Source organism: Kitasatospora sp. NPDC086791 (assembly GCF_040685975.1).
In the GTDB taxonomy this organism is placed as follows: Bacteria; Actinomycetota; Actinomycetes; order Streptomycetales; family Streptomycetaceae; genus Kitasatospora.
The window spans coordinates 208,663-231,710 of the sequence record NZ_JBFBOC010000007.1; the positions used below are offsets into that span (position 1 = coordinate 208,663).

Here is a 23,048-nt window from a genome sequence, read left to right on the forward strand (position 1 = left end):
GAGGCCGGGCTCCCCGCGTGGGGAGCCCGGCCTCTCGGGCGTTCAAGGGGTGGCTCAGGCAGCGCCCTTGGCGGCTTCCTTCAGCTTGGAGCCGGCGCTCACCTTGGCGCTGTAGCCCGCGGCGATCTGGATCGGCTCGCCGGTCTGCGGGTTGCGGGCGGTGCGGGCCGCGCGGTGGGTGCGCTCGAAGGTCAGGAAACCGGGGATGGTGACCTTCTCGTCGCCCTTGGCGACGACCTCGCCGACGATCTCGGCGAAGGCGGCCAGAACGGCGTCGGCGTCCTTGCGGGTCACCTCGGCGCGCTCGGACAGCGCGGCCACCAGCTCACTGCGGTTCATGTGTACTCCTGTGGTCTGTTCGCTTGCGGTGTGCGGGGGCCCATCGGTGCTCCCACCGGGGGGCACCCGGATGGGCCGCAGGTCCGCACACTGTGCTCATGCAGGCAATGCGTGGTCGCAGGCCGGGTCCGTACCCGATGCCGCGCGCCGGAGCCTTCGAAGGCCCGCCCGCCTGCCTGGATACGAATCCTGCCCCGACCGGCCCCGAGAAAGCCAATCGGGCCTCGACCGAGCCGCCCGAACATCACCCGCCCGTTGGAGGTGTGACGCTCCGTCGGCTCCGGCGGACCGGGCGCGGGCGGCGGTCGGGACGACTCGCCGGAAGACCAGGGGGACGTTCCGTACTTGTCGGACACGCCTGCCCCGTGCAGGGCTACCGTACGCCCTGGGACTGACAAGCCCAAACACGCCCCTCGCCCTTGTGTCGCAAGGGTTCGGGGCGGGCCGGGCGGGTATGACCGCTATTCGCACATTTGAGCGATCAGCGAAGCCTCCGCCGATCCGTCCGGCGGGGCTCGCCGGTGGCCGTCAGAGCTTGACGGTGGGGAAGGCGGAGGTGTCCAGGGTGCCGACGATGCCCGGGGTCGGACGGCCCGGCCCGGGGGCCTCCTGACCGCCCGCCAGGGCCGCCTCGCGCACGGCGGCGGCGACGGTCTTGGCGACGTCCTTGTGGAACACGCTCGGGATGATGTAGTTCGCGTTCAGCTCGTCGTCGGCGACGGTGGTGGCCAGCGCCCGGGCGGCGGCGATCATCATCTCGGTGTTGACGGTCCGGCTCTGGGCGTCCAGCAGGCCGCGGAAGACGCCCGGGAAGACCAGCACGTTGTTGATCTGGTTCGGGAAGTCGCTGCGGCCGGTGGCGACCACGGCGGCGGTCTGCCGGGCGATGGCCGGGTCGACCTCCGGGTCCGGGTTGGCCAGCGCGAAGACGATCGCGTCCTCGGCCATGGTGGCCAGGTCGTCGCCGTCCAGGACGTTCGGGGCCGAGACGCCGATGAAGACGTCGGCGTCCGCCACGGCCTCCTTGAGGGTGCCGGTGCGGCCCGAGCGGTTGGTGTGCTCGGCGATCCAGCGCAGGCTGTCGTTGAGGTCCTCGCGGCCCTGGTGGACCACGCCGCGCACGTCCGCCACGGTGGCGTGCTCGACGCCGGCCGCCATCAGCAGCTTGAGGATCGCGGTGCCCGCGGCGCCGGCGCCCGACATCACCACGCGGATCTCGGAGATCTCCTTGCCGACCACCTTCAGCGCGTTGGTGAGGGCGGCCAGCACCACGATCGCGGTGCCGTGCTGGTCGTCGTGGAAGACCGGGATGTCCAGGGCCTCGCGCAGCCGGGCCTCGATCTCGAAGCAGCGCGGCGCGGAGATGTCCTCCAGGTTGATGCCCGCGAAGCCCGGGGCGATCGCCCTGACGATGGCGACGATCTCGTCGGTGTCCTGGGTGTCCAGGCAGATCGGCCAGGCGTCGATCCCGGCGAAGCGCTTGAACAGGGCCGCCTTGCCCTCCATGACCGGCAGCGCGGCCTCCGGGCCGATGTTGCCCAGGCCCAGCACGGCCGAGCCGTCGGTGACCACGGCGACGCTGTTGCGCTTGATGGTGAGGCGGCGGGCGTCCTCGGGGTTCTCGGCGATCGCCATGCAGACCCGGGCGACACCCGGGGTGTAGATCATGCTGAGGTCGTCACGGTTGCGGATCGGCAGCTTGGACGACATCTCGATCTTGCCGCCGAGGTGCATCAGGAAGGTGCGGTCCGAGACCTTGCCGATCGCCACGCCGTCGATCGCGCGCAGCTTCTCGACGATCTCCTCACCGTGCGCGACCGAGGAAGCCGCCACGGTGACGTCGATGCGCAGCGCTTCGAGACCGGAGGCGGTGACGTCGAGACCGGTCACCGACCCGCCGGAGGACTCCACGGCCGTGGTGATCGCGCTGACGGCGTTGCCCCGGGCCGGGACCTCCAGCCGTACCGTGATCGAGTTCGAGACACTGGGCACCGTCGCCATCGACGCTTCCTTCTTCCGTCTGTCCCGCAGGCTCAACATTGTGTTGAAGGCATCGCCTGCGCATGCTGAACTCGATCGTCGCACCTTCCGAGGGATAGCCAGAAATAACGTTCATTGAGTGTGCGGATCCGACAATCCGGTCGGCTCCCGCCGGACTCCCCGCTCCCACTCCTTGCCTCTCCGGGCCGATGCGTTACATTGGACGGGACACCGGCTCGATCCAAGCCCCCGGGCCCAACCTTCGTCCCTTCGAGGGACCACTTGCCGCGAGGCGAGCATGGCGGGTCGGTGTCGTCAACGTCTGAAGGCCCCTCACCACCCGGTGAGGGGCCTTCTTCCGTGCCGCCCGTGCCGCTCTACGGCCCGTCAGCCGTGCAGCAGTGCGGGCACGCCGTCCGCGTCCGGCAGGTCGTCCGGACCGGACAGCACGGTCAGCCGCTGGGTCGCGCGGGTCAGTGCGACGTACAGCACCCGCAGGCCGGCCTCGGACTCACCGGCGATGCCGGTCGGGTCGGCGACCACGGTCGCGTCGTACTCCAGGCCCTTGGCCTCCAGGCTGCCCAGCGCCACCACGCGCTCGCCCAGGCTCTCGGCCCACCCGGCCGCCTCGGCCCGGCGGTCCATCGGCACCACGATCGCCACGGTGCCGTCCACCTCGGCCAGCAGCCGCTCCAGCTCGGCCCGGGCGGCCTTGCCGAAGGCCTCCGGCGAGGGGTCGGCGACGGCCGCGAAGCGCGGCTCCACGCCCACGTGGCGCACCGCGCTCGGCGAGGGCGTGCCCGGTGCGGCCAGCGCCAGCACCTTGGCCGCGACCTCGGCGATCTCGGCCGGGTTGCGGTAGTTCACGGTCAGCGTGAAGCGGCGGCGCGGCTTGCCGGCCAGCACCTCGTCCAGCGCGGCCTGGGCCTCCTGCGGGAACGGCCAGGAGGACTGCGCCGGGTCGCCGACGATGGTCCAGGTGGCCGTCCGGGACCGGCGGCCGATCATCCGCCACTGCATCGGGGTGAGGTCCTGCGCCTCGTCCACGATGACGTGGGCGTACTCCGTGCGCTCCACCGGCCGGCGCTCGCGCTGCCGGGTGGAGCGGTCGGCGAAGGTGGTGACCTCCTCCAGGCCGGTCAGCAGGTCCATCGCGTCCACCTCGCGGACCTTCGGGCGGGCCGGCTCGCCGAGCAGCACCTGGAGCTCGTCCACCAGCGCGACGTCGTGCGCGGACAGCGCGCCCTCGCCCTCCGGGGACAGGTGGCGCCAGGAGGCGGCCAGCAGCCTCGCCTCGTCCGGGGTGACGGCACGGCGGGCGATCCGGTTGGTGTGGCGGTGCTGCTTGAGCGTGCCGAGCACCCGGCGCGGGGTCAGGGTCGGCCACCAGGCGTCCAGGAAGTCCAGGAACGGCGCCTCGTCCGAGACGTACTCGTCGAAGCTCTCCTTCTCCTCCTGGCGCTGCTCCCGGGCGTAGTGGTCGGTGGGCTTCGGCAGGTGCTTGACGACCTCCTGCCACAGGGCGTCCAGCAGCAGCCGGCGGGCGCGCGGGCGCAGCAGGTTCAGCGGGGTGCCGCCGGAGCCCACCACGTTGCCCCGGACGGTCTTCAGGCGCCCCGCGTCCAGCTTGAGCACCTCGCCCCGGGCGACCACCTTCAGCTCCTGCGGCGCGCCCAGCTCCAGCGCCGCGCGGGCGGCCCGGCGCAGCAGCTGGGTCATCCGGGCCGAGCCCTTGACCCGGGCCGCCTCGGGGGTGTCGTAGCTGCCCGCCTCGATGCCGTCCACCAGCGAGCCGATCGCCCGGATGGCGACCTGGCCCTCCTCGCCGAGCGCGGGCAGCACGCCCTCGGTGTAGGAGACCAGCAGCGGGGTCGGCGAGACCACCAGGATGCCCCCGGCGTAGCGGCGGCGGTCCTGGTAGAGCAGGTACGCGGCGCGGTGCAGGGCGACGGCGGTCTTGCCGGTGCCCGGGCCGCCGGTGACCAGGGTGGCGCCCGCGGCGGCGGCCCGGATCACCTCGTCCTGCTCCTTCTGGATCGAGGAGACGATGTCGCGCATCGAGTGGCTGCGGGCGCGGCCCAGCGAGGCCATCAGCGCGCCGTCGCCGACCACGGCCAGCTCCCGGCCGGCCAGGGTCGGGGTGAGGTCGGGGCGCAGCAGGTCGTCCTCGACGCCGATCACCTTGCGCCCCTTGGAGCGGATCACCCGGCGGCGGATGACCCGGCCGGGCTCGACCGGGGTGGCGCGGTAGAACGGGGCGGCGGCGGGGGCGCGCCAGTCGATCACCAGCGGACCGTACTCGGCGTCCAGCACGCCCAGCCGGCCGATGTGGAGGGTCTCGGCGACGACCGGGTCGGCCGGGTCGAGCGGGGTGTTCGAGGGGATGCCGTGCTCCTCCGGGGCGTCCGCCCGCTGGAGGTCGATCCGGCCGAAGAGGAAGTCCTCGAACTCGTTGTTGAGGCGCTGGAGGTGCGCGCCGGCCCGGTAGACCTGGGCGTCGCGCTCGGCGAGCGCGCCGGGGGTGCCGACCTGGACCCGCTTGGCGGCGTCCTCCAGGATGTACTCGGCCTCGGCGAGCTTCTCCTCCAACCGGTGGTAGACGGTGTCGAGGTGCTGCTGCTCACCGGCGATCTCGCGTTCGCGGACGGTCTCGTGATCGGCGGTGGCGGTGGTGTCCGTGTTGCTCTGCATGGCCTCGGTGGTTGCGGCGGAATCCGGCTCCGGAAAACGAGCGGACGGATGATCCTACGCCGCGACCCCCCGGCCGCGCTGCTCCGGAGCGGACAAAGTCCGAAGGCCGTCCTCCGCGGAGCGGAGGACGGCCTTCGGTGTGAACATGGGGTGGTGGAGATGCCGGGAATCGAACCCGGGTCCAGTGGAGTTAATTCAGGGCTTCTCCGAGCGCAGTCCGCTGTGATTTTCTCGGCCCTGGCGGTCACACGGACAAGCCGCCAACAGGCCCAGCTGCTGTTTGATTTCCCATCCACCCCCGCAGCCCGGGCGGACGGTTGAGTTCCCTAGATTATGCCAGGGTCCGGGTCGGGAACTCCCCGGTCTGACACCCAAGCGCTATCGGTGCTTATTAGGCAGCGAGAGCGAACTGCTGGGAATCGCGCTTAGAGTTGGCGATTATTTTTTTGCGACACGTGGTTAACGAGATCATTGCCGCGTTCCTCGGCTCGCTTCCCCTGTTTCAACATCCCCTGTCGAAACCGATCATCCCCATGTTTTTTTGAGAAACAGCTCGGACGATGACCGTCCGTGTTGCTGCCGCCATAGTACGCGAGGCGACGGGCGAGGGTCCAGCGGATTAACCCTGGCGCCGCCGGGCCGCCGCCACCGCGCGGGCCGTCTCGCGGGTGTCCTGCTTCTCCCGGAGGGTCTGGCGCTTGTCGTACAGCTTCTTGCCGACCGCGAGCGCGAGTTCCAGCTTGACCCGGCCGTCCTTGAAGTACAGCGAGAGCGGGACCAGGGTGTGGCCCGCGTCGCGGACCTTGGTCTCGATCTTGCGGATCTCCAGCTTGTGCAGCAGCAGCTTGCGCTTGCGCCGGGCCGCGTGGTTGGTCCACGTCCCCTGGGTGTACTCGGGGATGAAGACGTTGTCGATCCACGCCTCGTGGTTCTGGATGTAGGCGTAGCCGTCGACCAGGTTGGCCCGCCCCTCGCGCAGCGACTTGACCTCGGTGCCGGTGAGTACGAGGCCGCACTCGTAGGTGTCGAGGATCGTGTACTCGTGTCGCGCCTTCTTGTTCTGCGCGATCAGCTTGTGTCCCGTTTCCTTTGCCATAGCGCGGCCATTCTCGCACTTCGGAGCCCGGACGGGCAGCTGTTTTGGGCGCGGGTGCCGGGCGGGTACCGGCTAGCGGGCGCGGGTGCCCAGTCCGGCGAGGACCCGCAGGGCGAGCGCGTCGGTCTCCTCGCCGGTGGCCGCCGGCACGTCGGGGGCGAGGCCGGTGCCCTCCGGGGAGCGGCCGGCGGGGGTGTAGTAGCGGCCGACGGTCATCTCCAGCACCGCGCCGTCGGCGAGCCGGCTGGGCTGCTGGACGGTGCCCTTGCCGAAGGTCCGCGCGCCGACCACCAGGGCGCGGCCGCGGTCCTGCAGGGCGCCGGCGAGCAGTTCGGCGGCGCTCATCGTGCCGCCGTCCACCAGCACCACCAGCGGGGTGCGCTGGTCGCCGCCGGGCGGGGCGGTCAACTCCCTGGTCTCGCCGCGCTCCTGGTACGAGCCGACCGGGCCGCCGTCCAGGAAGATCCCGGCGGTGTCGGCCGCCTCGTCCACCAACCCGCCGGAGTTGCCGCGCAGATCGAGTACCACGCCGCCGTGCGGGGCGCGCAGCGCGGCGCGGACCCGGTCGGCCACCCCGCTGGTGAAGGCCCGCACGGTGATCCTCAGCACGCCCTTGTCCAGGTGCTCCACGGCGACCTGCTGACTGTCCAGCAGCGCGCGCCGCAGCCGCAGTTCGCGCACCTCGCCCTCGCCGCGACGGACCTCCAGGGTGACCTCGGAGCCGGCCCGGCGCTCGTCGCCCCGGCCGCGCAGCCGGGCGACCACGTCGGTGACCGGCAGGTGGTCGGCCTGGTCCGGGCCGATCCGCAGCAGCCGGTCGCCGGGGGCGATCCCGGCCGCCGCCGCCGGGCCGCCGGGCGCGACCTGGGAGACCTCGGTGACGCCGTCCTCGCCACGGCCGACCGAGAGGCCGACGCCCAGGTACCGGCCGTCCAGGCCCTGGCTGAACTCGGCGTACTCCTGGGCGCTGTAGTAGGCGCCCCAGCGGTCCCCGGTGGCCCCGAGCAGGTGCTCGGCCTGCTGCTCGGACAGGGCGGTGCCGGCCGGGTCCGCCGGGGGCCCGCCGACCGCGGCCCGGGCGGCGTCGGCGGAGGGACGCGGCGCCGGGTCGCCCGGGTCGCCCCAGGCTCCGGTGGCCGCGCCGACCAGCAGGACGGCACCGAACACCAGGCTGAGGGCGGCCACCTGACGTGCCCTGCGCGGAGTTTGCAGCATGGCACCGGAGTGTAGACACCGCGTCGCGCGCGACGGGTCCGAACGGAGCGGCGCGAAACGGCGGCGGCCCCGGACGGCGCAGTGCCGTCCGGGGCCGCCGGGGTGTCCGGAGCGTCCGGGGATCAGACCTTCAGGTACTTGCGCAGCGTGAAGAACGCCGCGACGCCGGCCATGCCCATACCCACCACGACCAGCAGCGGTATCACCGCCAGCACCGATCCGAGGCCGATGAAGTGGATGAACTGCACCCGGTCGGCCAGCCAGCCCTGGACGAAGAAGTGCCCGCCGATCAGCAGTCCGGAGGCCATCACCGCGCCGAGCAGCGCGGCGAACGCGGCCTCGGCGATGAAGGGCATCTGGACGTAGAAGTTCGAGGCACCGACCAGGCGCATGATGCCGGTCTCGCGCCGCCTGCTGTACGCCGACACCCGGACGGTGTTGACGATCAGCAGCAGCGCGACGAAGAGCATCAGCACCATGATCACGAAGGCCGCCGTCTGCAGGCCGTTCAGCAGGCCGAACAGGTTCTGCAGGATCTTCCGCTGGTCCTCGACCGACTTCACGCCGGGCTTGCCGGCGAAGGCGCTCTGGATCACGTCGTACTTGGTCGGGTCGTTGAGCTTGACCCGCCAGGACTGCGGCAGGGCGTCCGGACCGAGGACGGGGATGAGCGGGTTGTCCGGGTTCATCTCCTTCCAGTGCTTGTACGCGTCGGCGGAGCTCTCGTACGTGGAGGACTGGACCACCGAGGTCATCTTGTCCAGCTGGGCCTTGATGTCCTGGACCTGCTGGTCGGTGGCCGCGCCCTTGTCGCACTGGGGCGAGTCGCGGGCGTCCGCCTTGGTGCAGAAGTAGATGCTCACCTCGACCTTGTCGTACCAGTACCCCTTCATGCTGTTCACCTGGTCGCGGACCAGGAGCGAGGAACCGGCGAGGGCGAGGGAGAGCGCGACGCTGACGACGACCGCGATGGTCATCGTCAGGTTGCGGCGGAGACCCACACCGATCTCCGACAGGACGAACTGGGCACGCATGCGGGACAACTCCAGGGTCGGTACTGCTCTGGTCTGGCGGTACGGGCCGGCGGCCCTACGGGTCAGCGCTGGGGGGTCAGTGCTGGTACCCGTAGACGCCGCGGGCCTGGTCGCGGACGAGCAACCCCTTGTCGAGCTCGATGACGCGCTTGCGCATCTGGTCGACGATCGCCTGGTCGTGGGTGGCCATCAGCACCGTGGTGCCGGTGCGGTTGATGCGGTCCAGCAGCTTCATGATGCCGACCGAGTTCTGCGGGTCGAGGTTGCCGGTGGGCTCGTCCGCGATCAGCAGCATCGGACGGTTCACGAAGGCGCGGGCGATCGCCACGCGCTGCTGCTCACCACCGGACAGCTCGCCCGGCATGCGGTCCTCCTTGCCGCCGAGGCCGACCAGCTCCAGCACCTCGGGCACCACCTTGTTGATGGCGCTCTTGGGCTTGCCGATCACCTCCAGGGCGAAGGCGACGTTCTGCGCGACCGTCTTGTTGGGGAGCAGGCGGAAGTCCTGGAAGACGGTGCCCAGCTGGCGGCGCATGTGCGGCACCTTCCAGTTGGACAGCTTGCCGAGGTCCTTGCCCAGCACGTGCACCGAGCCCGTGCTCGGGCGCTCCTCGCGCAGGCACAGCCGCAGGAAGGTGGACTTGCCCGAGCCGGACGAGCCGACCAGGAAGACGAACTCGCCCTTCTCGATCTCCAGCGAGACGTTGTCCAGGGCGGGACGGTTCTGCTTGGGATAGGTCTTGGAGACGTTGTCGAATCTGATCACGGCTGCATCACGGAGGCCATCCTAGGCGGCGCCAGTCCTCGGTCGATCCGCCCCGGAGGCCCGGTCCTGGGGCGGGCGAAAGGAGCGCGGAGGGCCGCTCCTGGTCTGGGACCATACGCGAATCGGCAACCGGCCCGCAGGAACAGCCCTCGACGATGCTCGGAACCTGGGAGAGAATATCCCCTTATGCCCGGAATATTGCGAGGCATCTCACAGCCCGGGAGCCGGAACCGCCGGAACCTGGCAGAGTGGGAGGTGGCGGCCGCGTCCGGCCGCTCCCCCGTACAGGGCGGGAACGGGAACCAAAGCCCCGTCCGGCGCGTTGGCTGTAGCAGCGAGGAGGAGATCGCATGACCTGCGACCATCTGGTGTGCGCCAACTGCAACGGCCGCGTCAGCGACGGGCGTTGCCCGGTGTGCCGCGCCAACCGGGCCCGGCTGCAGGAGCAGCAGGGGCCGTTCGCCGCGCTCTCCCCCGCGATGCTGCTGGCCGTGCTGGCCGGACTGCTCGCGGTGGCGCTGATCGCCCGGCAGGCACTGGCCTGACGGCCCCGGTCCGCATCCCCTGATCCACCACTGATCCGGCACGGAACCAGCACGGGACCGGCACCGGATCCGCCACCCACCCGGCACGATGCCGGCACCGGTCCACGACGAAGGGCCCCGACCGCAGCGGTCGGGGCCCTTCGCGCTGTCCTCGTGCCCTACTCGGCGCTGGTCTCGCGCTGCTTGCGCCAGCGGATGCCGGCCTCGATGAAGCCGTCGATGTCGCCGTCCAGCACGGCCTGCGGGTTGCCGGCCTCGTACGCGGTGCGGACGTCCTTGACCATCTGGTACGGGTGCAGGACGTAGGAGCGCATCTGGTTGCCCCAGGAGCTGCCGCTGTCCTTCAGCGCGTCCATCGCCGCCTTCTCCTCCTGGCGGCGCCGCTCCAGCAGCTTGGCCTGGAGGACGTTCATCGCGGACGCCTTGTTCTGGATCTGCGAGCGCTCGTTCTGGCAGGAGACCACGATGCCGGTCGGGAGGTGCGTGATGCGCACCGCCGAGTCGGTGGTGTTGACGCCCTGGCCGCCGGGGCCGGAGGCGCGGTAGACGTCCACGCGCAGCTCGCCCTCGTCGATGTCGACGTGGTCGGACTGCTCGACGACCGGGAGGACCTCGACGCCGGCGAAGGAGGTCTGCCGACGGCCCTGGTTGTCGAACGGCGAGATGCGGACCAGGCGGTGGGTGCCCTGCTCGACCGAGAGGGTGCCGTAGGCGTACGGCGCCTTCACGGTGAAGGTCGCGGACTTGATGCCGGCCTCTTCGGCGTACGAGGTGTCGTACACCTCGGTGGGGTACCCGTGCCGCTCGGCCCAGCGCAGGTACATGCGCATCAGCTGCTCGGCGAAGTCGGCGGCGTCCACGCCACCGGCCTCGGCACGGATGTTGATCAGCGCCTCGCGGGCGTCGTACTCGCCGGACAGGAGGGTGCGGACCTCCAGCTCCTCGACCGCCTTCTGCAGGGCGACGAGCTCGGCCTCGGCCTCGGTGCGGGTGTCCGCGTCGTTCTCGGCCTCGGCCAGCTCGAACAGCACGCCCAGGTCGTCGATGCGGCCGCGCAGGCCCTCGACGCGGCGCAGTTCGCCCTGGAGGAAGGAGAGCCGACTGGTCACCTTCTGCGCGTTCGCGACGTCGTCCCACAGGGTGGGGGCGGCTGCCTCCTCCTCCAGGACCGCGATGTCGGCCCGGATCTTGTCCAGGTCGAGGACGGCCTCGATCGACCCCATGGTCGTATCGAGGTTCTTGAGCTCTTCGGAAGGATCGACGGCTGCCACGCCCCCAGGGTAATGGTTCCGGGGGTGGTAATGACGACACCCCCGTTCCCACCGGCCTACGGAGCCCGCGGAGCGGTGCCGTGCACGGCCGGGCGGGCCGGGTGGCCGCCGTCCGGCGCGGTGGCCGCGAAGGCCGTCCAGGCCGCGGCGGCGCCCGCCAGCAGCAGCACGGTGGCCAGCAGGACGGCCAGCATCCGGCGGCGGCGCAGCAGCGCCTGGCGGTCCCGGCGGTGGCCCGGCGCGGTGCGCTGGGCGCGGGACTCGGCGGCGTACGCGGCCAGCTCGTCGGCGGACGGCCGGCGCAGGCTGGTGTGGGTGTCCCGGGTGGAGTCCGGCGCCGCGCCGGGCACCAGCGGGACGGCCGGGCCGCGGCGGCGCCGGTGGACGCCCGGGCCGGCGTCGACCTCGGCGTAGACGGCCTCGCCGGGGGTCAGCTGCTCCTCGGCCGGGGCGCGGCCCTGGGTGGGCACCACGAGCACCGGCAGACCCGCCAGCGACGGCAGCTGCTCGCGCAGCCGGGCGGCCAGCTCGGCGGCGCGCAGCCGGGAGGCGGGGGCCTTGGCCAGGCACTCGGAGATGATCCGCCACAGCCCGTCCGGCAGGCCGGGGATCGGCGGCACCTGCTCGGTGACGTGCCGGCGCAGCACCGCGCCGGTGTGGCCGCCGCCGAACGGGGTGAAGCCGGCCAGCAACTCGTACAGGACGGTGGCGAGGGCGTAGATGTCGACGGCCGCGCGCGGCTCCAGGCCCTCGATGATCTCGGGGGCGAGGTAGTCGGGGGTGCCGATGATCCGGGTGGCCCGGGTGCGGCGCGGGGCGTCGACCAGGCGGGCCACGCCGAAGTCGGTGAGCTTGGCGCGCGGGGCGCCGCCCGGGCCGGGGGCGGCGGCGAGGTCGAGCAGGACGTTCTCCGGCTTGACGTCGCGGTGGACGATCCCGGCCGCGTGCGCGGCGGCCAGGCCGTCGGCGACGTCGGCGATGATCGAGGCGGCGGTCTGCGGGGGCAGCGCGCCGTCCCGCTCCAACCGGGAGCGCAGGTCGGTGCCCTGGACCAGCTCCATCACCAGGGCGAGGTCGCTGCCGTCCACGACCATGTCGCGCACGCCGACCACCCGGGGGTGGTCGAGGCTGGTCAGCGCGGTGCGCTCCTGGACGAAGCGGCCGACCAGCACCTGATCGGAGGCGAGGTCCTCGCGCAGCAGCTTGACCGCGACCGGGCCGTCGGGCCCCTCACCGAGCCAGACCGTCCCGGCCGAACCCCGGCCGATGACCTGGTGGACGGTGTACCGGCTGCCGATCTTGCGTGCCAATGCTGCTCCGTGGGCGGCGCGGGAGCGCTCCGGGGGGTTCCGGCGCGCTCGGTGGGGCGGGACAACAGCGACCAACCTACGCGCCCGGCGGCCCCGCGGGGTCGCCTGAGGGGCGCGCAGCGGGAGTCTCGGGCGAGAAATCTCGAAAATTGTCGACAAAGCGTCAATCCTGCCGCGGTGCACCGGCGCAGGGCCCGGACCGACCGGTCCGGGATCCGGAGCGGACCGGTCCGGGGCGACCCGCGATCCGGTCCGGGCCGGTTCCGGCAGCTCAGCGGCGGCGCTACTTGCCGAAGACGTTGTTCACCCAGTCCCGCGCCGAGTCGAACCAGCCCACCACGTCGTCCCAGTAGTGCGGCAGCGGCGTGAAGTTCCACAGCGCCAGCCCGGCCACGGTCAGCACCAGCAGCACCATCAGGCAGCCCTTGAGGCAGCCGAGCCCCGGGATGTACATCCGGTTGCGGCTGCGCGGGCGCGGCTCGCGGGCCGGCGCGGGCTCCCGGCGCGACGGCGCGGGCTCCCGGCGGGCCGGCTCGCGCGGCGGCTCCTCGCGGCGCGGCGGGGCCTCCCGGTACTGCGGGGCCGGCGGCTCGGCCCGGCGCGGTGCCGGGGAGGGCGGGGGCGGCGGCGGGTAGCCGCCCTGCGACCGGCCGTACCCGGCGGCGGCCTGCCGGGGGCCGCCGGTCGGCTGCCGGCGGCCGCCCTGGGGCGCACGGCCGCCGCGCTGGGGGGCCTGCCCGCCCTGGCCGGGCTGCCCGCCGTACCCGCCCTGGCCACCCTGCCCGGCCTGGTACGGCGGCGGGGCCACCGGCGGGCGCTGCGCGTAGCCGGGCGGCGGCGGGGCCTGCCGGTAGCCGGCCGGCGGCTGCGGCTGGTAGCCCGGCCGTCCGCCCGGCGCGCCCTGGCCGGCCTGCCCCCCTTGTCCGGCCTGGTAGGGCGGCGGCGCGACCTGCGGCTCGCCGTACTCCTCGTAGTCCTCCGGGCCGAAGTAGCCGACCTGGGTCTGCTGGTTGCGGTCCCGCGCCGCGCGCAGCTGGGTCTGCCACGGGTGCGGCGCCTCCTGCTGCCCTCCCGGAGGCCCGGGGGGCCCGGGGGGCGCGGTGGGCGGGGACGGCGGCACGGCGGTGGGCGGCAGCACCTGGGTCCGGTCCGCGCTGCCGTACGGGGGCGCGGGCGGCGGCTGGGTGCCCATCACCCGGGTCGCCGCGGCCGGGTCGTACTCGGCGGCGCCGGGGGCGGTCGGCGGCAGCAGCTGGGTACGGGCCTCCGCACCCGCCGGCGCGGCCGGGACGGTACCGGGGACGGCGGCGGGCTGCGGGTCCGGCTGCAGCAGGGCGGCGACCGCCAGCGCCTCGTCCACCGCCGCCGGGGAGGCGTGCACGCCGACCCCGGCCGCGACCACCCGCAGCGCGCGGGCCAGCGAGGTGGCGCTCGGCCGCTGGGCCGGGTCCTTGCGCAGGCAGCGCTCGATCACCGTCCAGAGCGGCTCGGGCATGGTGCTGGGCCGGCGCGGCTCCTGCGCCAGGTGGGCCTGGAGGACGGCGATCGCACTGTCGCCCTGGAACGGCTGGCGGCCGGTGACCAGCTCGTACAGCATGATCCCGGCGCCGTACACGTCCACCGCGGAGGTCTGCGGGCGGCCCTCGGCGGACTCCGGCGCGACGTACGCGGGGGTGCCGACGAACTCGTGGGTGCGGGTGACGCCCGGGGAGTCGGCGAGCCGGGCGATGCCGAAGTCGGTGAGCAGCGGGTGCATCCGCTCGATGCCGTCGACCACGGTGGAGGCGAGCAGTACGTTGGCCGGCTTGAGGTCGCGGTGGACGATCCCGTCGGCGTGGCTGGCCGCCAGCGCGTCCGCGACCTGGGCCATCAGCAGGGCGCCCGCGATCGGGCTGAACGGGCCGTTGGCGCGCAGGTAGCGGGCCAGGTCGGGGCCCTCCACCAGGTCCATCACCAGGGCCAGCAGCTCTCCCTCGACGACCAGGTCGCGGACCCGGACGATGTTGGGGTGGGACAGCCGCAGCAGCAGCGAGCGCTCGCGCAGGAAGCGCATCACGACGTCCGGGTCGGCGGCCAGTTCCTCGCGCAGCACCTTGATCGCCACCCGCTGTCCGGGCTCGCTGCCCGGCACCTGGACGTCCTCGCGCACCACACCGCGCCAGACGGTGCCGGTCGCACCCCGTCCGAGGGTCTCATCCAGCAGATATTTGCTGCCGACTGGCCGCACCTGTCGCACTCCTCGCCGTGCCGCCCGCGCGGGGCGCTCCTCCGCCGGTGCGGTGAGCCTGCCGGGCCCGTGTCTGCGGCCACTCTAACGGTGTCCGTCCGGGTTTTCGGGGTGACCGGCGGGCCGTGCGGGAGGGGTTGGGGGACTTCCCGCGGGGGATACCCGGAGCGGGTCGGCGGGCCTGATCAGGGGCCACGGAAGGGGGCGGTTGACCTGACCCACCGTCGCCTTCACCATGACCATGATCGCAAGATCGTCAAATCCGGTACGGTGCGCGGACCGTCCGTGACGGATGGCAGGATGGACACTCGCCACTCGTGTGGCCCAATGGGGTCGCCGCGTCCGCCCGGTGCGTCCGCGACGGCGCCGGGGTACCAGGCTTCACACCAGCAGAAGGGACCCGCGGGCGAGATGCAGATCCGGCTGACCGTCCTCCGACCGCGCAGCGGCCCGGCCGCCGCCGGCTCCGCCATCCCCCACGTGGACGTGCTGGTCACCGCGCCCGTCGGGACCGCGCTCGGCGCCATCGCGGGTGCCCTCGCCGGCGCCGTCGGCGTGCGCGGACCGCGGGCCGCCACCCACGTGCACCTGTACGCCGGGGCGCACCGGGTGGACGAGCACACCCTGCTCGGCCACCCCCCGCTGCTCGACGGAGCCGTCCTCAGCCTCAACGAGCCCGACCCCACCGCCGACGACCCCGAGGACACCCCCGCCGTCGCCGAACTGCGCGTGGTCGGCGGGCCGGACGCCGGCGGCGTGCACCGGCTGCACGGCCGGGAGATCCGGATCGGCCGTTCCGGCGAGGCCGACGTCCCGCTCGACGACCCGGACGTCTCCCGGCTGCACCTCGCGCTGCACCTCACCGAGGACGGCCGGGTCTCCGTCCGCGACCTCGGCTCCACCAACGGCACCACCCTGGACGGCCGGCTCGTCCCGCCCTGCCCGCCCGAGGCCGCCGTCCCGCTGGAGCCCGGCGCCCTGCTGCGGATCGGCGAGTCGACGCTGCAGGTGACCGCCCCCGACCCGGCCGACGCCACCGGGACCGTCCGGGCCGCCCTGCCCGACGGCCACGGCCACCTCCAGCTCGCCGCGCCCGGCCCGGTCCGGCCCGCGCCGCCGGTGGTCGAGCCGCCCGCCGCCCCCGAACCCGCCCCCGGCCGGAGCCGCGGCCTGTTCTCCCTGCTGCCCGGCCGCACCGCCGAGCCGCCCGGCCAGGAGAGCGCCGAACGCCACCACGCCGCCGTCCGGCTGCGCCAGACCGCCGCCCAGCGCGAACGCTGGCCCGACCTCGCCGGCCTGCTGCTGAACGCCCTCGGCCCCGGCCCCCGGCTGTGGGAGCGCGGGCCCGGCCACCCCGACGCCCTCACCCTGCGGCTGGGCACCGCCGACCGCCCCGGCGGCCCCGGCACCACGCCCGGCACCACGCTGCCCGCCGTCCCGGTCACCCTCGACCTGCAGACCGCCGGCAGCCTCGGCCTCTGCGGGCCGCGCGAGCGCCTGGACGCGCTCACCCGCGCCGTCGTCGCCCAGCTCGCCGCCCTGCACCCGCCGACCGGCCTGAGCCTGGTCGTGGTCGACGCCGACCCGGCCCGCACCCCCGAGGAGCGCGCCGACACCTGGGCCTGGGCCCTGTGGCTGCCCCACCTGCGCCCGGCCGACGGCCAGGACTGCCGGCTGCTGATCGGCCTCGACGACGAGCAGGCCACCGCCCGGCTGACCGAGCTCACCGCCCGGCTCAGCGGCCCGAGCGGCCTCGGCGGCCACCCGGCCACCGTGGTCGTGGTGGACGGCCGCCCGGCCGGCGAGACCGCCCGACAGGCGCTCGCCCTGCTGCTGCGCCAGGGCCCGGCGGTCGGCATCTTCCCGGTCTGCCTCGCCGAACAGCCCGAGCTGCTCCCCCGGGGCCTCGGCGCCACCGCCCTGATCACCGGCGAGGTGGGCACCCAGCTCTCCCTCGACCGCCCGGTCGCCCGCGGCCGCGAGACCCTGCACGAGGTCTCGCTGGACGCCGTCTCCGACGCCTGGGCCGAACGGCTGGCCCGCGTCCTCGCCCCACTGCGCGAGGCCACCCCGGCCGCCCGCGGCCCGCTGCCCGACGCGCTGCGCCTGCTCGACCTGCTGCAGCTGGACACCGTCACCCCGGCCAAGCTGTCCGCCCGCTGGGCCGCGCACGCGGGCGGCATCGGTGCCGCCACCGCGCTGCTCGGCACCACCCGGGACGAGCTCTGCACGCTCGACCTGGCCGACCCGGAACTCGCGCTCCCCTCCCCCGACCCGGGCGGTCCGCACCTGCTGATCGGCGGCGCCCGCGGCTCCGGCAAGACCGAGCTGCTGCGCACCCTGGTCGCCTCGCTCGCCGTCTCCGAGCGGCCCGAGCGGCTGACCGTCACGCTCATCGAGGGCCGGGCCACCGAGGACGGCCTGGACGGCTGCACCGAGCTGCCGCACGTCACCGGTCTGGTGAACGCCGGCACCGACCCCCGCGCCGCGCTGCTCGCGGCCGAGGCGCTGGAGGACGAACTCGACCTGCGGGAGCGGCTGTTCGACGGGCTGGACTTCGCCTCCTGGCACGCCGCGCGCATCCTGGACGACCGGCACGGCCCGGAGGAGCGGCCCGCGGCCGCGGACCATCCGCAGGTGCCCGTGCCCGCCACCGTCGGGGCCGCCGCCGCCTCGGCGCCCCGGATCGTCGCGCCGCGCGGCGCGGAGGGCCCGCGGCCCGGCGCCGCCCCCGCTCCGCCCGTCCCCGCGATGCCCGTCACCGCGTCATCCGTCCCCGCGACGCCCGTCCCCGCCCGGCTGGTCGTCGTCGTGGACGACTACGACGCCCTGCTCTCCCCCGTCTCCCCGGCCGGCCGCCCGCTCGCCCGCGCGCTCGCCGACGTCGCCCGCCGCGGCGGCCCGCTCGGCGTCCACCTCGCGGTCGCCACCGGCCGCCCGGAGGACAGCGCGGGCAGCGAGGTGGACGAGGCCGCCCTGCTGCGGATCGCGCTGCGCACCGACGACCCGGCCGACTCCGACCTGCTGATCCACCTCGGCGACGCGGCCGCCCTCCCCGAGGACACCCCCGGCCGCGGCTACCTGCGGCTGCCGGACGGCGGCGTCACCGCCTTCCAGACCGCCCGGATCAGCGGCCGCATCCCGCGCACCGCCACCCTGCGGCCGACGGTGGTCGCGATCGACCCGCTCCAGCTCGGTGCCCCGCCCGCCCGGCGCCCGGTCCGCGAACTCGGCAACGGCCCCACCGACCTCGCCCTCCTCGCCAGCGCCCTGCAGCGCGCCGCCGCCCAGCGCTGACCGGCCGGCCCGCGCCGCCGGGTCCCGGCCCGGGCACGAGGAGGGCCCCGACGAACCGGGGGGTTCGCGTCCCCGATCCACAATCGGTTTCCGCCCGACGCACGGAAGGGGCCCGCGTCCGTGGACGCGGGCCCCTTCCGTGCGACTGTCCGTCACCTGCCGGTCAGCCGACCGTCAGCGCATCGAACCGGTGCGCAGCAGGGTGCGGATGACGCGCATCGCGACCGAGAGGCTGGACAGCTCGTAGTTGTCCGAACCCCTTATGTCGTCGAGGGTGCTCTTGGCGCGGTTGAGCAGGGTGGCGTTGAGCTCCGCCCAGGCGGTGTAGCGCTCCTCCGGGGTGGCTCCCTCGGGGCCGCAGGCCAGGATGTCGGCGGTCAGCGCCGCGTGCGCCGCGAAGAGGTCCTCGCGGATCGCGGCCCGGGCCATCGACGACCAGCGGTCGGTGCGGGGCAGCTCGATGATGCGGTCGAGCAGGTGCGAGATCTGCAGCCGGTCGCCCAGGTCGTAGTAGAGCTCGGCGACGTCGGCGACGTCCTTGCCGGAGCGGTCCGCGACCTCGGTGATGTCCAGGGTCGGGAAGACCGAGGAGAGGCCGGCGATCCGGGTGGCCAGCTCCTCCGGCACCCCGGCCGAGGCGAGCTCGCCGTAGACGGACTCGAACCAGGTCAGGTCCTCGCCGCGCAGCGGCTTGGGCAGCGAGCCCCAGACCTGGTTGACCCGGTCGTGGAAGAACTCGATGGTGCCGGCGATGTCGAGCGGCTGGCGGCGGTTGTTGAGCATCCACCGGGTGGCGCGCTCGACCAGGCGGCGCGAGTGCAGGCGCATCTTGGTCTGCACCCGGGCCGGGGCCCGGTTGTCCAGGCCCTCGATCTCGCCCCAGATCGCCTCCAGGCCGAAGACGGCCCGCGCGGCGGTGTGCGTCCGGGCGATCTCCTCGTAGGTCGCGCCGGTCTCCTCCTTCAGGCGGAAGGCGAAGGTGCAGCCACCGCGGTTGATCGTGTCGTTGACGATCAGCGTGGTGATGATCTCGCGGCGCAGCGCGTGGCTGTCGATCGCGTCGGCGAACCGGGCCCGCAGCGCGCTGGGGAAGTACTCGTGCAGCGCGGCGCGGAAGTACGGGTCGTCGGGCAGGTCGGTGGCCAGCAGCTCGTCGGCCAGGATGATCTTGGTGTAGGCGAGCAGCACGGACATCTCGGGCTGGGAGAGCCCGCGGCCGCTCTGCTGGCGCTCGCGGATCTGCCGCTCGGAGGGCAGGAACTCCAGCCCCCGGTCCAGGCGGCCGGCCGCCTCGAAACGGTTGATCATCCGCGCGTGGACGTTGACCATGCTGTGCGCCTGGGCGACGGCGTTGGCCAGCACCACGTTCTGCGCGTAGTTGTTGCGCAGCACCAGGCGGCCGACCTCGTCGGTCATCTCGGCCAGCAGGACGTTGCGCTGCTTGACCGTCATGTCGCCCTCGGCGACGACCTGGTTGAGCAGGATCTTGATGTTGACCTCGTGGTCCGAGGTGTCCACACCCGCCGAGTTGTCGATCGCGTCGGTGTTGATCCAGCCGCCGGTGCCCTCCGGGCCGCCGGTGGCCGCGTACTCGATGCGGCCGAGCTGGGTGCAGCCGAGGTTGCCGCCCTCGCCGATGACCCGCGCCCGGACCTGCTCGCCGTTGACCCGGATGGCGTCGTTGGCCTTGTCGCCGACCTCGGCGTTGGTCTCGGCGGAGGCCTTGACGTAGGTGCCGATGCCGCCGTTCCAGAACAGGTCGACCGGCGCCTGCAGGATGGCCTTCATCAGCTCGGCCGGGGTGAGCTTGGCCGCCTCGACGCCGAGCGCGGCCCGGACCTGCGGGGTCAGCTGGATCGCCTTCGCCGACCGGGGGAACACCCCGCCGCCGGCCGAGATCAGCGACTTGTCGTAGTCGTCCCAGGAGCTGCGCGGCAGGTCGAAGAGGCGGCGGCGCTCGGCGTACGAGGCGGCCGCGTCCGGGGTGGGGTCGAGGAAGATGTGGCGGTGGTCGAAGGCGGCGACCAGGCGGATGTGCTCGCTGAGCAGCATGCCGTTGCCGAAGACGTCGCCGGACATGTCGCCGATGCCGATGACGGTGAAGTCCTCGGTCTGGGTGTCGACGCCGAGCTCGCGGAAGTTGCGCTTGACCGACTCCCAGGCACCGCGGGCGGTGATGCCCATGCCCTTGTGGTCGTAGCCGGCCGAGCCGCCGGAGGCGAACGCGTCGCCCAGCCAGAAGCCGTACGACTCCGCGACGCCGTTGGCGATGTCGGAGAAGGTCGCGGTGCCCTTGTCGGCGGCGACGACCAGGTAGGTGTCGTCCTCGTCGTGGCGGACCACGTCGGCCGGGTGGACGACCGCGCCGCCGACCAGGTTGTCGGTGATGTCGAGCAGCGCCGAGATGAAGGTCTTGTACGAGGAGATGCCCTCGGCCAGCCAGGCGTCGCGGTCCACCGACGGGTCCGGCAGCTGCTTGGCGACGAAGCCGCCCTTGGCGCCGACCGGCACGATGACGGTGTTCTTGACCATCTGCGCCTTGACCAGGCCCAGGATCTCGGTGCGGAAGTCCTCGCGCCGGTCGGACCAGCGCAGACCGCCGCGGGCGACCTTGCCGAAGCGCAGGTGCACGCCCTCGACCTGCGGCGAGTAGACCCAGATCTCGAACGCCGGGCGCGGGGCCGGCAGGTCCGGGACGGCCTTCGGGTCGAACTTCATCGACACGTAGGAGTGCCACTCGCCGTCCGCGGCGTGCTGGAAGAAGTTGGTCCGCAGGGTGGCCTTGATGAGGTTCAGGAAGGAGCGCAGGATGCGGTCCTCGTCCAGCGAGACGACCTCGTCGAGCGCGCCGGTCAGCTCCTCCAGGATGCCCTCGGTCAGCTCCAGGGCACCCGACCGGTGGCTCGGGCTCAGCCGGGCCTCGAACAGGTTGACCAGCAGGCGGGTGGTGTGGGTGTTGTTGCGGAGCGCGTCCTCCATGTAGTCCTGGGAGAACGTGGAGCCCGCCTGGCGCAGGTACTTGGCGTACGCGCGGAGCATCATCGCCTGGCGCCAGGTCAGCCCGGCGGTCAGCACCAGCTCGTTGAAGCCGTCGTTCTCGGCCTTGCCGGTCCAGGTGGCGGCGAAGGTCTCCTGGAAGCGCTCGCGGGCCTCGTCATTGAGGTCGGTGGCCTCGCGCAGCCTCAGGCCGAAGTCGTAGACCCACGCGGTGGTGCCGTCGGAGCGGCGCAGCGCGTACGGGTGCTCGTCGAGCACCTCGACGCCCAGGCGCTGGAGCACCGGCAGGACCTCGGTGAGCGAGATCGGGCCGCCGACCCGGTAGATCTTGAAGCGGCGCTCGTCGTCGCCGGCGCCGACCGGCTGGTACAGGTTGAGGCGGAAGTCGCCCGCGCCGTGCAGCGACTCGATCTGCTTGATGTCGGAGACAGCGGTGCGCGGCGGGAAGTCGGCGCGGTAGCCGTCGGGGAAGGCGTTGGCGTACTTGTGGCCGAGCTCGGCGGCCCGCTCCTCGCCCAGCTCCAGGTGCAGCTGGTCGTGGAAGCCGTCCATCCAGAACCGGGCGGCCTCGGCCAGGCGGTTCTCGATCCGCTCGATGTCGGAGTCGGTGAGCCGGGGCAGCTCGGTGCCCGGGGCGACCCGGACCACGAAGTGCAGGCGGGTCAGCACCGACTCGGTGGCGTACACCGTGTAGTCGATGGTGGCGCCGTTCAGCTCTTCCTTGAGGATGTCGGTGAGCAGCAGCCGGATCCGCGTGGTGTAGCGGTCGCGCGGCAGGTAGATGAAGGCGGAGAAGTAGCGCCCGTACTCGTCCTGGCGCAGGAAGAGGCGCAGCTTACGGCGCTCCTGCAGGTAGAGCACGCTGGTGGCGATGGAGAGCAGCTCGGAGGCCGGGGTCTGGAAGATCTCGTCCCGCGGGAAGGTCTCCATGATCTGCAGCAGGTCGCGGCCGTCGTGGCTCTCGCTGGAGAAGCCGGACTCCTCCAGCACCGCCTGGACCTTGCGGCGCACGACCGGGATGCGGGTGACCGACTCGGTGTAGGCGGCGGAGGAGAACAGGCCGAGGAAGCGGCGCTCGCCGATCGGCTCGCCGGCGGCGTTGAACTTCTTCACGCCGACGTAGTCCAGGTAGGCCGGGCGGTGCACGGTGGCGCGGCTGTTGGCCTTGGTCAGGACGAGCAGCTTCTTCTCGTGGGCCTTGGCGCGCACCGGCGCGGAGAGCCGGCCGAAGGCCTCGCTGACCGAGTGGTGGCGGTCGTCGTGGCTGTGCGGGTCGGAGCGCAGGATGCCGAGGCCGGTCCCGGCGACGGCCTTGAGGACCTCCTCGCCCTCGTGCTCGACCAGGTCGTACTCGCGGTAGCCGAGGAAGGTGAAGTGGTCGTCGGCGAGCCAGCGCATCAGCTCCCAGGCCTCGCCGACCTCCTGCTCGGGCAGGCCGGCCGGGGGCTCCTCGGCCAGCTCGTCGGCCAGGCGCAGTGCGCTCTCGCGCATCTTGCTCCAGTCCTCGACGACCTCGCGGACGTCGCCGAGCACGCGGCGCAGGTTGCCTTCGATGGTGCGCAGGTCGTCGCGGTCGGTCTCGCGGTCGACCTCGATGTGCATCCACGACTCGACGGTCGCGTCGGCCGGCCACTCGGTGCCGGCGGCCTGGCTGCGGGAGCAGGCGTCGACGTCCAGGATCTCCAGCAGCTTGCCGGTGATGTCGCGGCGGACGACCAGCTGGGGGTGGATCACCAGGTGGATCGCGCGGTCCTGGCGGGACAGCTCGTTGGTCACGGAGTCGACCAGGAACGGCATGTCGTCGGTGACCACCTCGACCACCGTGTGGCCGCAGGACCAGCCGTTCTCCTCGACCGAGGGGGTGTACACCCGCACCTCGGCGGTGCCCTGCGGGCGCTTGAGGCCCAGGCGGTAGTGGGAGGCGGCCGCGCCGTAGACGTCGACCGGGTCGGATTCGACCAGGTCCTCGGGCGCGGTGTGGAGGTAGTAGTGGTGCAGGTACGCGGTCAGAGCGCCGTTGCTCAGACCCTCCCCCGGCGCCGCTCCCCCCACCTGGCTGTTCTCAGCGGCTGCGGCTGCCTTCTTGAGCAGTTCGGCCTTGGCTGCGTCCAGCTTGGTCTGCATGACTTCTTGGCTCCTGTCGCGCGCCGTTGCGTGACTCGGTGGTGTGTGGATGTACACCGACGGGTCAGCCGCAATCCTGCCGCACCATCCGACTGAAAGGGGCTCATGACGCGCATGAAACGTCCTCCCAGTGGGTAGGACGACACGTTCGTCCTG

General features: G+C 73.0%; 13 protein-coding genes and 1 other RNA gene. 2 read left to right on the plus strand and 12 right to left on the minus strand.

Annotation, left to right across the window (positions count from 1 at the left end; genetic code table 11):
- Positions 1–54: 54 nt before the first annotated feature.
- The 8 genes from AB0Q99_RS13690 to ftsE all read right to left on the minus strand — a co-directional run bounded on the left by AB0Q99_RS13690 (position 55) and on the right by ftsE (position 9,121).
- Positions 55–339, minus strand: a complete 285-nt coding sequence (locus AB0Q99_RS13690; RefSeq protein ID WP_030242980.1) for an HU family DNA-binding protein — start codon at positions 337–339, stop codon at positions 55–57.
- A gap of 528 nt (positions 340–867) precedes the next feature.
- Positions 868–2,340, minus strand: a complete 1,473-nt coding sequence (locus AB0Q99_RS13695) for an NAD-dependent malic enzyme (RefSeq protein WP_363571203.1) — start codon at positions 2,338–2,340, stop codon at positions 868–870.
- A 366-nt stretch (positions 2,341–2,706) separates the two neighbouring features.
- A complete protein-coding gene (locus tag AB0Q99_RS13700; protein WP_363571205.1) occupies positions 2,707–5,010 on the minus strand; it encodes a UvrD-helicase domain-containing protein in 2,304 nt (767 codons plus the stop codon).
- A gap of 151 nt (positions 5,011–5,161) precedes the next feature.
- Positions 5,162–5,543, minus strand: a transfer-messenger RNA (tmRNA) gene (gene ssrA / locus AB0Q99_RS13705).
- 86 nt (positions 5,544–5,629) lie between these two features.
- Positions 5,630–6,106 carry an SsrA-binding protein SmpB gene (gene smpB, locus AB0Q99_RS13710; protein WP_363571207.1) on the minus strand — a complete coding sequence of 159 codons (477 nt, stop codon included), beginning with the start codon at positions 6,104–6,106 and terminating at the stop codon, positions 5,630–5,632.
- 72 nt (positions 6,107–6,178) lie between these two features.
- On the minus strand, positions 6,179–7,321 hold the full coding sequence (locus tag AB0Q99_RS13715) for a S41 family peptidase (protein ID WP_363571209.1): 1,143 nt from the start codon (positions 7,319–7,321) through the stop codon (positions 6,179–6,181).
- A 122-nt stretch (positions 7,322–7,443) separates the two neighbouring features.
- On the minus strand, positions 7,444–8,355 hold the full coding sequence (gene ftsX / locus AB0Q99_RS13720; RefSeq protein WP_363571211.1) for a permease-like cell division protein FtsX: 912 nt from the start codon (positions 8,353–8,355) through the stop codon (positions 7,444–7,446).
- 76 nt (positions 8,356–8,431) lie between these two features.
- A complete protein-coding gene (ftsE, locus tag AB0Q99_RS13725; protein ID WP_360239098.1) occupies positions 8,432–9,121 on the minus strand; it encodes a cell division ATP-binding protein FtsE in 690 nt (229 codons plus the stop codon).
- Between the two features lie 350 nt (positions 9,122–9,471).
- Between ftsE and AB0Q99_RS13730 the strand changes: the two genes are divergently transcribed.
- Positions 9,472–9,666 (plus strand): hypothetical protein, encoded by a 195-nt coding sequence (locus tag AB0Q99_RS13730; RefSeq protein WP_363571213.1) that lies wholly within the window; start codon positions 9,472–9,474, stop codon positions 9,664–9,666.
- 158 nt (positions 9,667–9,824) lie between these two features.
- Here AB0Q99_RS13730 and prfB read toward each other — a convergent pair whose 3' ends face one another.
- From prfB to AB0Q99_RS13745, 3 genes are all read right to left on the minus strand, one after another.
- A complete protein-coding gene (gene prfB, locus AB0Q99_RS13735; RefSeq protein ID WP_363571215.1) occupies positions 9,825–10,937 on the minus strand; it encodes a peptide chain release factor 2 in 1,113 nt (370 codons plus the stop codon).
- A gap of 56 nt (positions 10,938–10,993) precedes the next feature.
- Positions 10,994–12,247: a serine/threonine-protein kinase gene (locus AB0Q99_RS13740; RefSeq protein WP_363571217.1), complete on the minus strand. Its 1,254-nt coding sequence runs from the start codon at positions 12,245–12,247 to the stop codon at positions 10,994–10,996.
- Between the two features lie 283 nt (positions 12,248–12,530).
- On the minus strand, positions 12,531–14,474 hold the full coding sequence (locus tag AB0Q99_RS13745) for a protein kinase (RefSeq protein ID WP_363571219.1): 1,944 nt from the start codon (positions 14,472–14,474) through the stop codon (positions 12,531–12,533).
- A gap of 411 nt (positions 14,475–14,885) precedes the next feature.
- Here AB0Q99_RS13745 and AB0Q99_RS13750 point away from each other — a divergent pair, with 411 nt between their 5' ends.
- Positions 14,886–17,771 (plus strand): FtsK/SpoIIIE domain-containing protein, encoded by a 2,886-nt coding sequence (locus tag AB0Q99_RS13750; RefSeq protein ID WP_363571221.1) that lies wholly within the window; start codon positions 14,886–14,888, stop codon positions 17,769–17,771.
- Positions 17,772–17,945: 174 nt separating this feature from the next.
- Here the strand turns inward: AB0Q99_RS13750 and AB0Q99_RS13755 are convergent, their stop codons facing one another.
- Positions 17,946–22,892 (minus strand): NAD-glutamate dehydrogenase, encoded by a 4,947-nt coding sequence (locus AB0Q99_RS13755; RefSeq protein ID WP_363571223.1) that lies wholly within the window; start codon positions 22,890–22,892, stop codon positions 17,946–17,948.
- Positions 22,893–23,048: the final 156 nt, after the last annotated feature.

Coding starts and splice junctions, on each gene's coding strand:
- AB0Q99_RS13690 (WP_030242980.1), bottom strand. CDS start 339: ATGAACCGCAGTGAGCTGGTGGCCGCGCTGTCCGAGCGCGCCGAGGTG.
- AB0Q99_RS13695 (WP_363571203.1), bottom strand. CDS start 2,340: ATGGCGACGGTGCCCAGTGTCTCGAACTCGATCACGGTACGGCTGGAG.
- AB0Q99_RS13700 (WP_363571205.1), bottom strand. CDS start 5,010: ATGCAGAGCAACACGGACACCACCGCCACCGCCGATCACGAGACCGTC.
- smpB (WP_363571207.1), bottom strand. CDS start 6,106: ATGGCAAAGGAAACGGGACACAAGCTGATCGCGCAGAACAAGAAGGCG.
- AB0Q99_RS13715 (WP_363571209.1), bottom strand. CDS start 7,321: ATGCTGCAAACTCCGCGCAGGGCACGTCAGGTGGCCGCCCTCAGCCTG.
- ftsX (WP_363571211.1), bottom strand. CDS start 8,355: ATGCGTGCCCAGTTCGTCCTGTCGGAGATCGGTGTGGGTCTCCGCCGC.
- AB0Q99_RS13730 (WP_363571213.1), top strand. CDS start 9,472: ATGACCTGCGACCATCTGGTGTGCGCCAACTGCAACGGCCGCGTCAGC.
- AB0Q99_RS13750 (WP_363571221.1), top strand. CDS start 14,886: ATGCAGATCCGGCTGACCGTCCTCCGACCGCGCAGCGGCCCGGCCGCC.
- AB0Q99_RS13755 (WP_363571223.1), bottom strand. CDS start 22,892: ATGCAGACCAAGCTGGACGCAGCCAAGGCCGAACTGCTCAAGAAGGCA.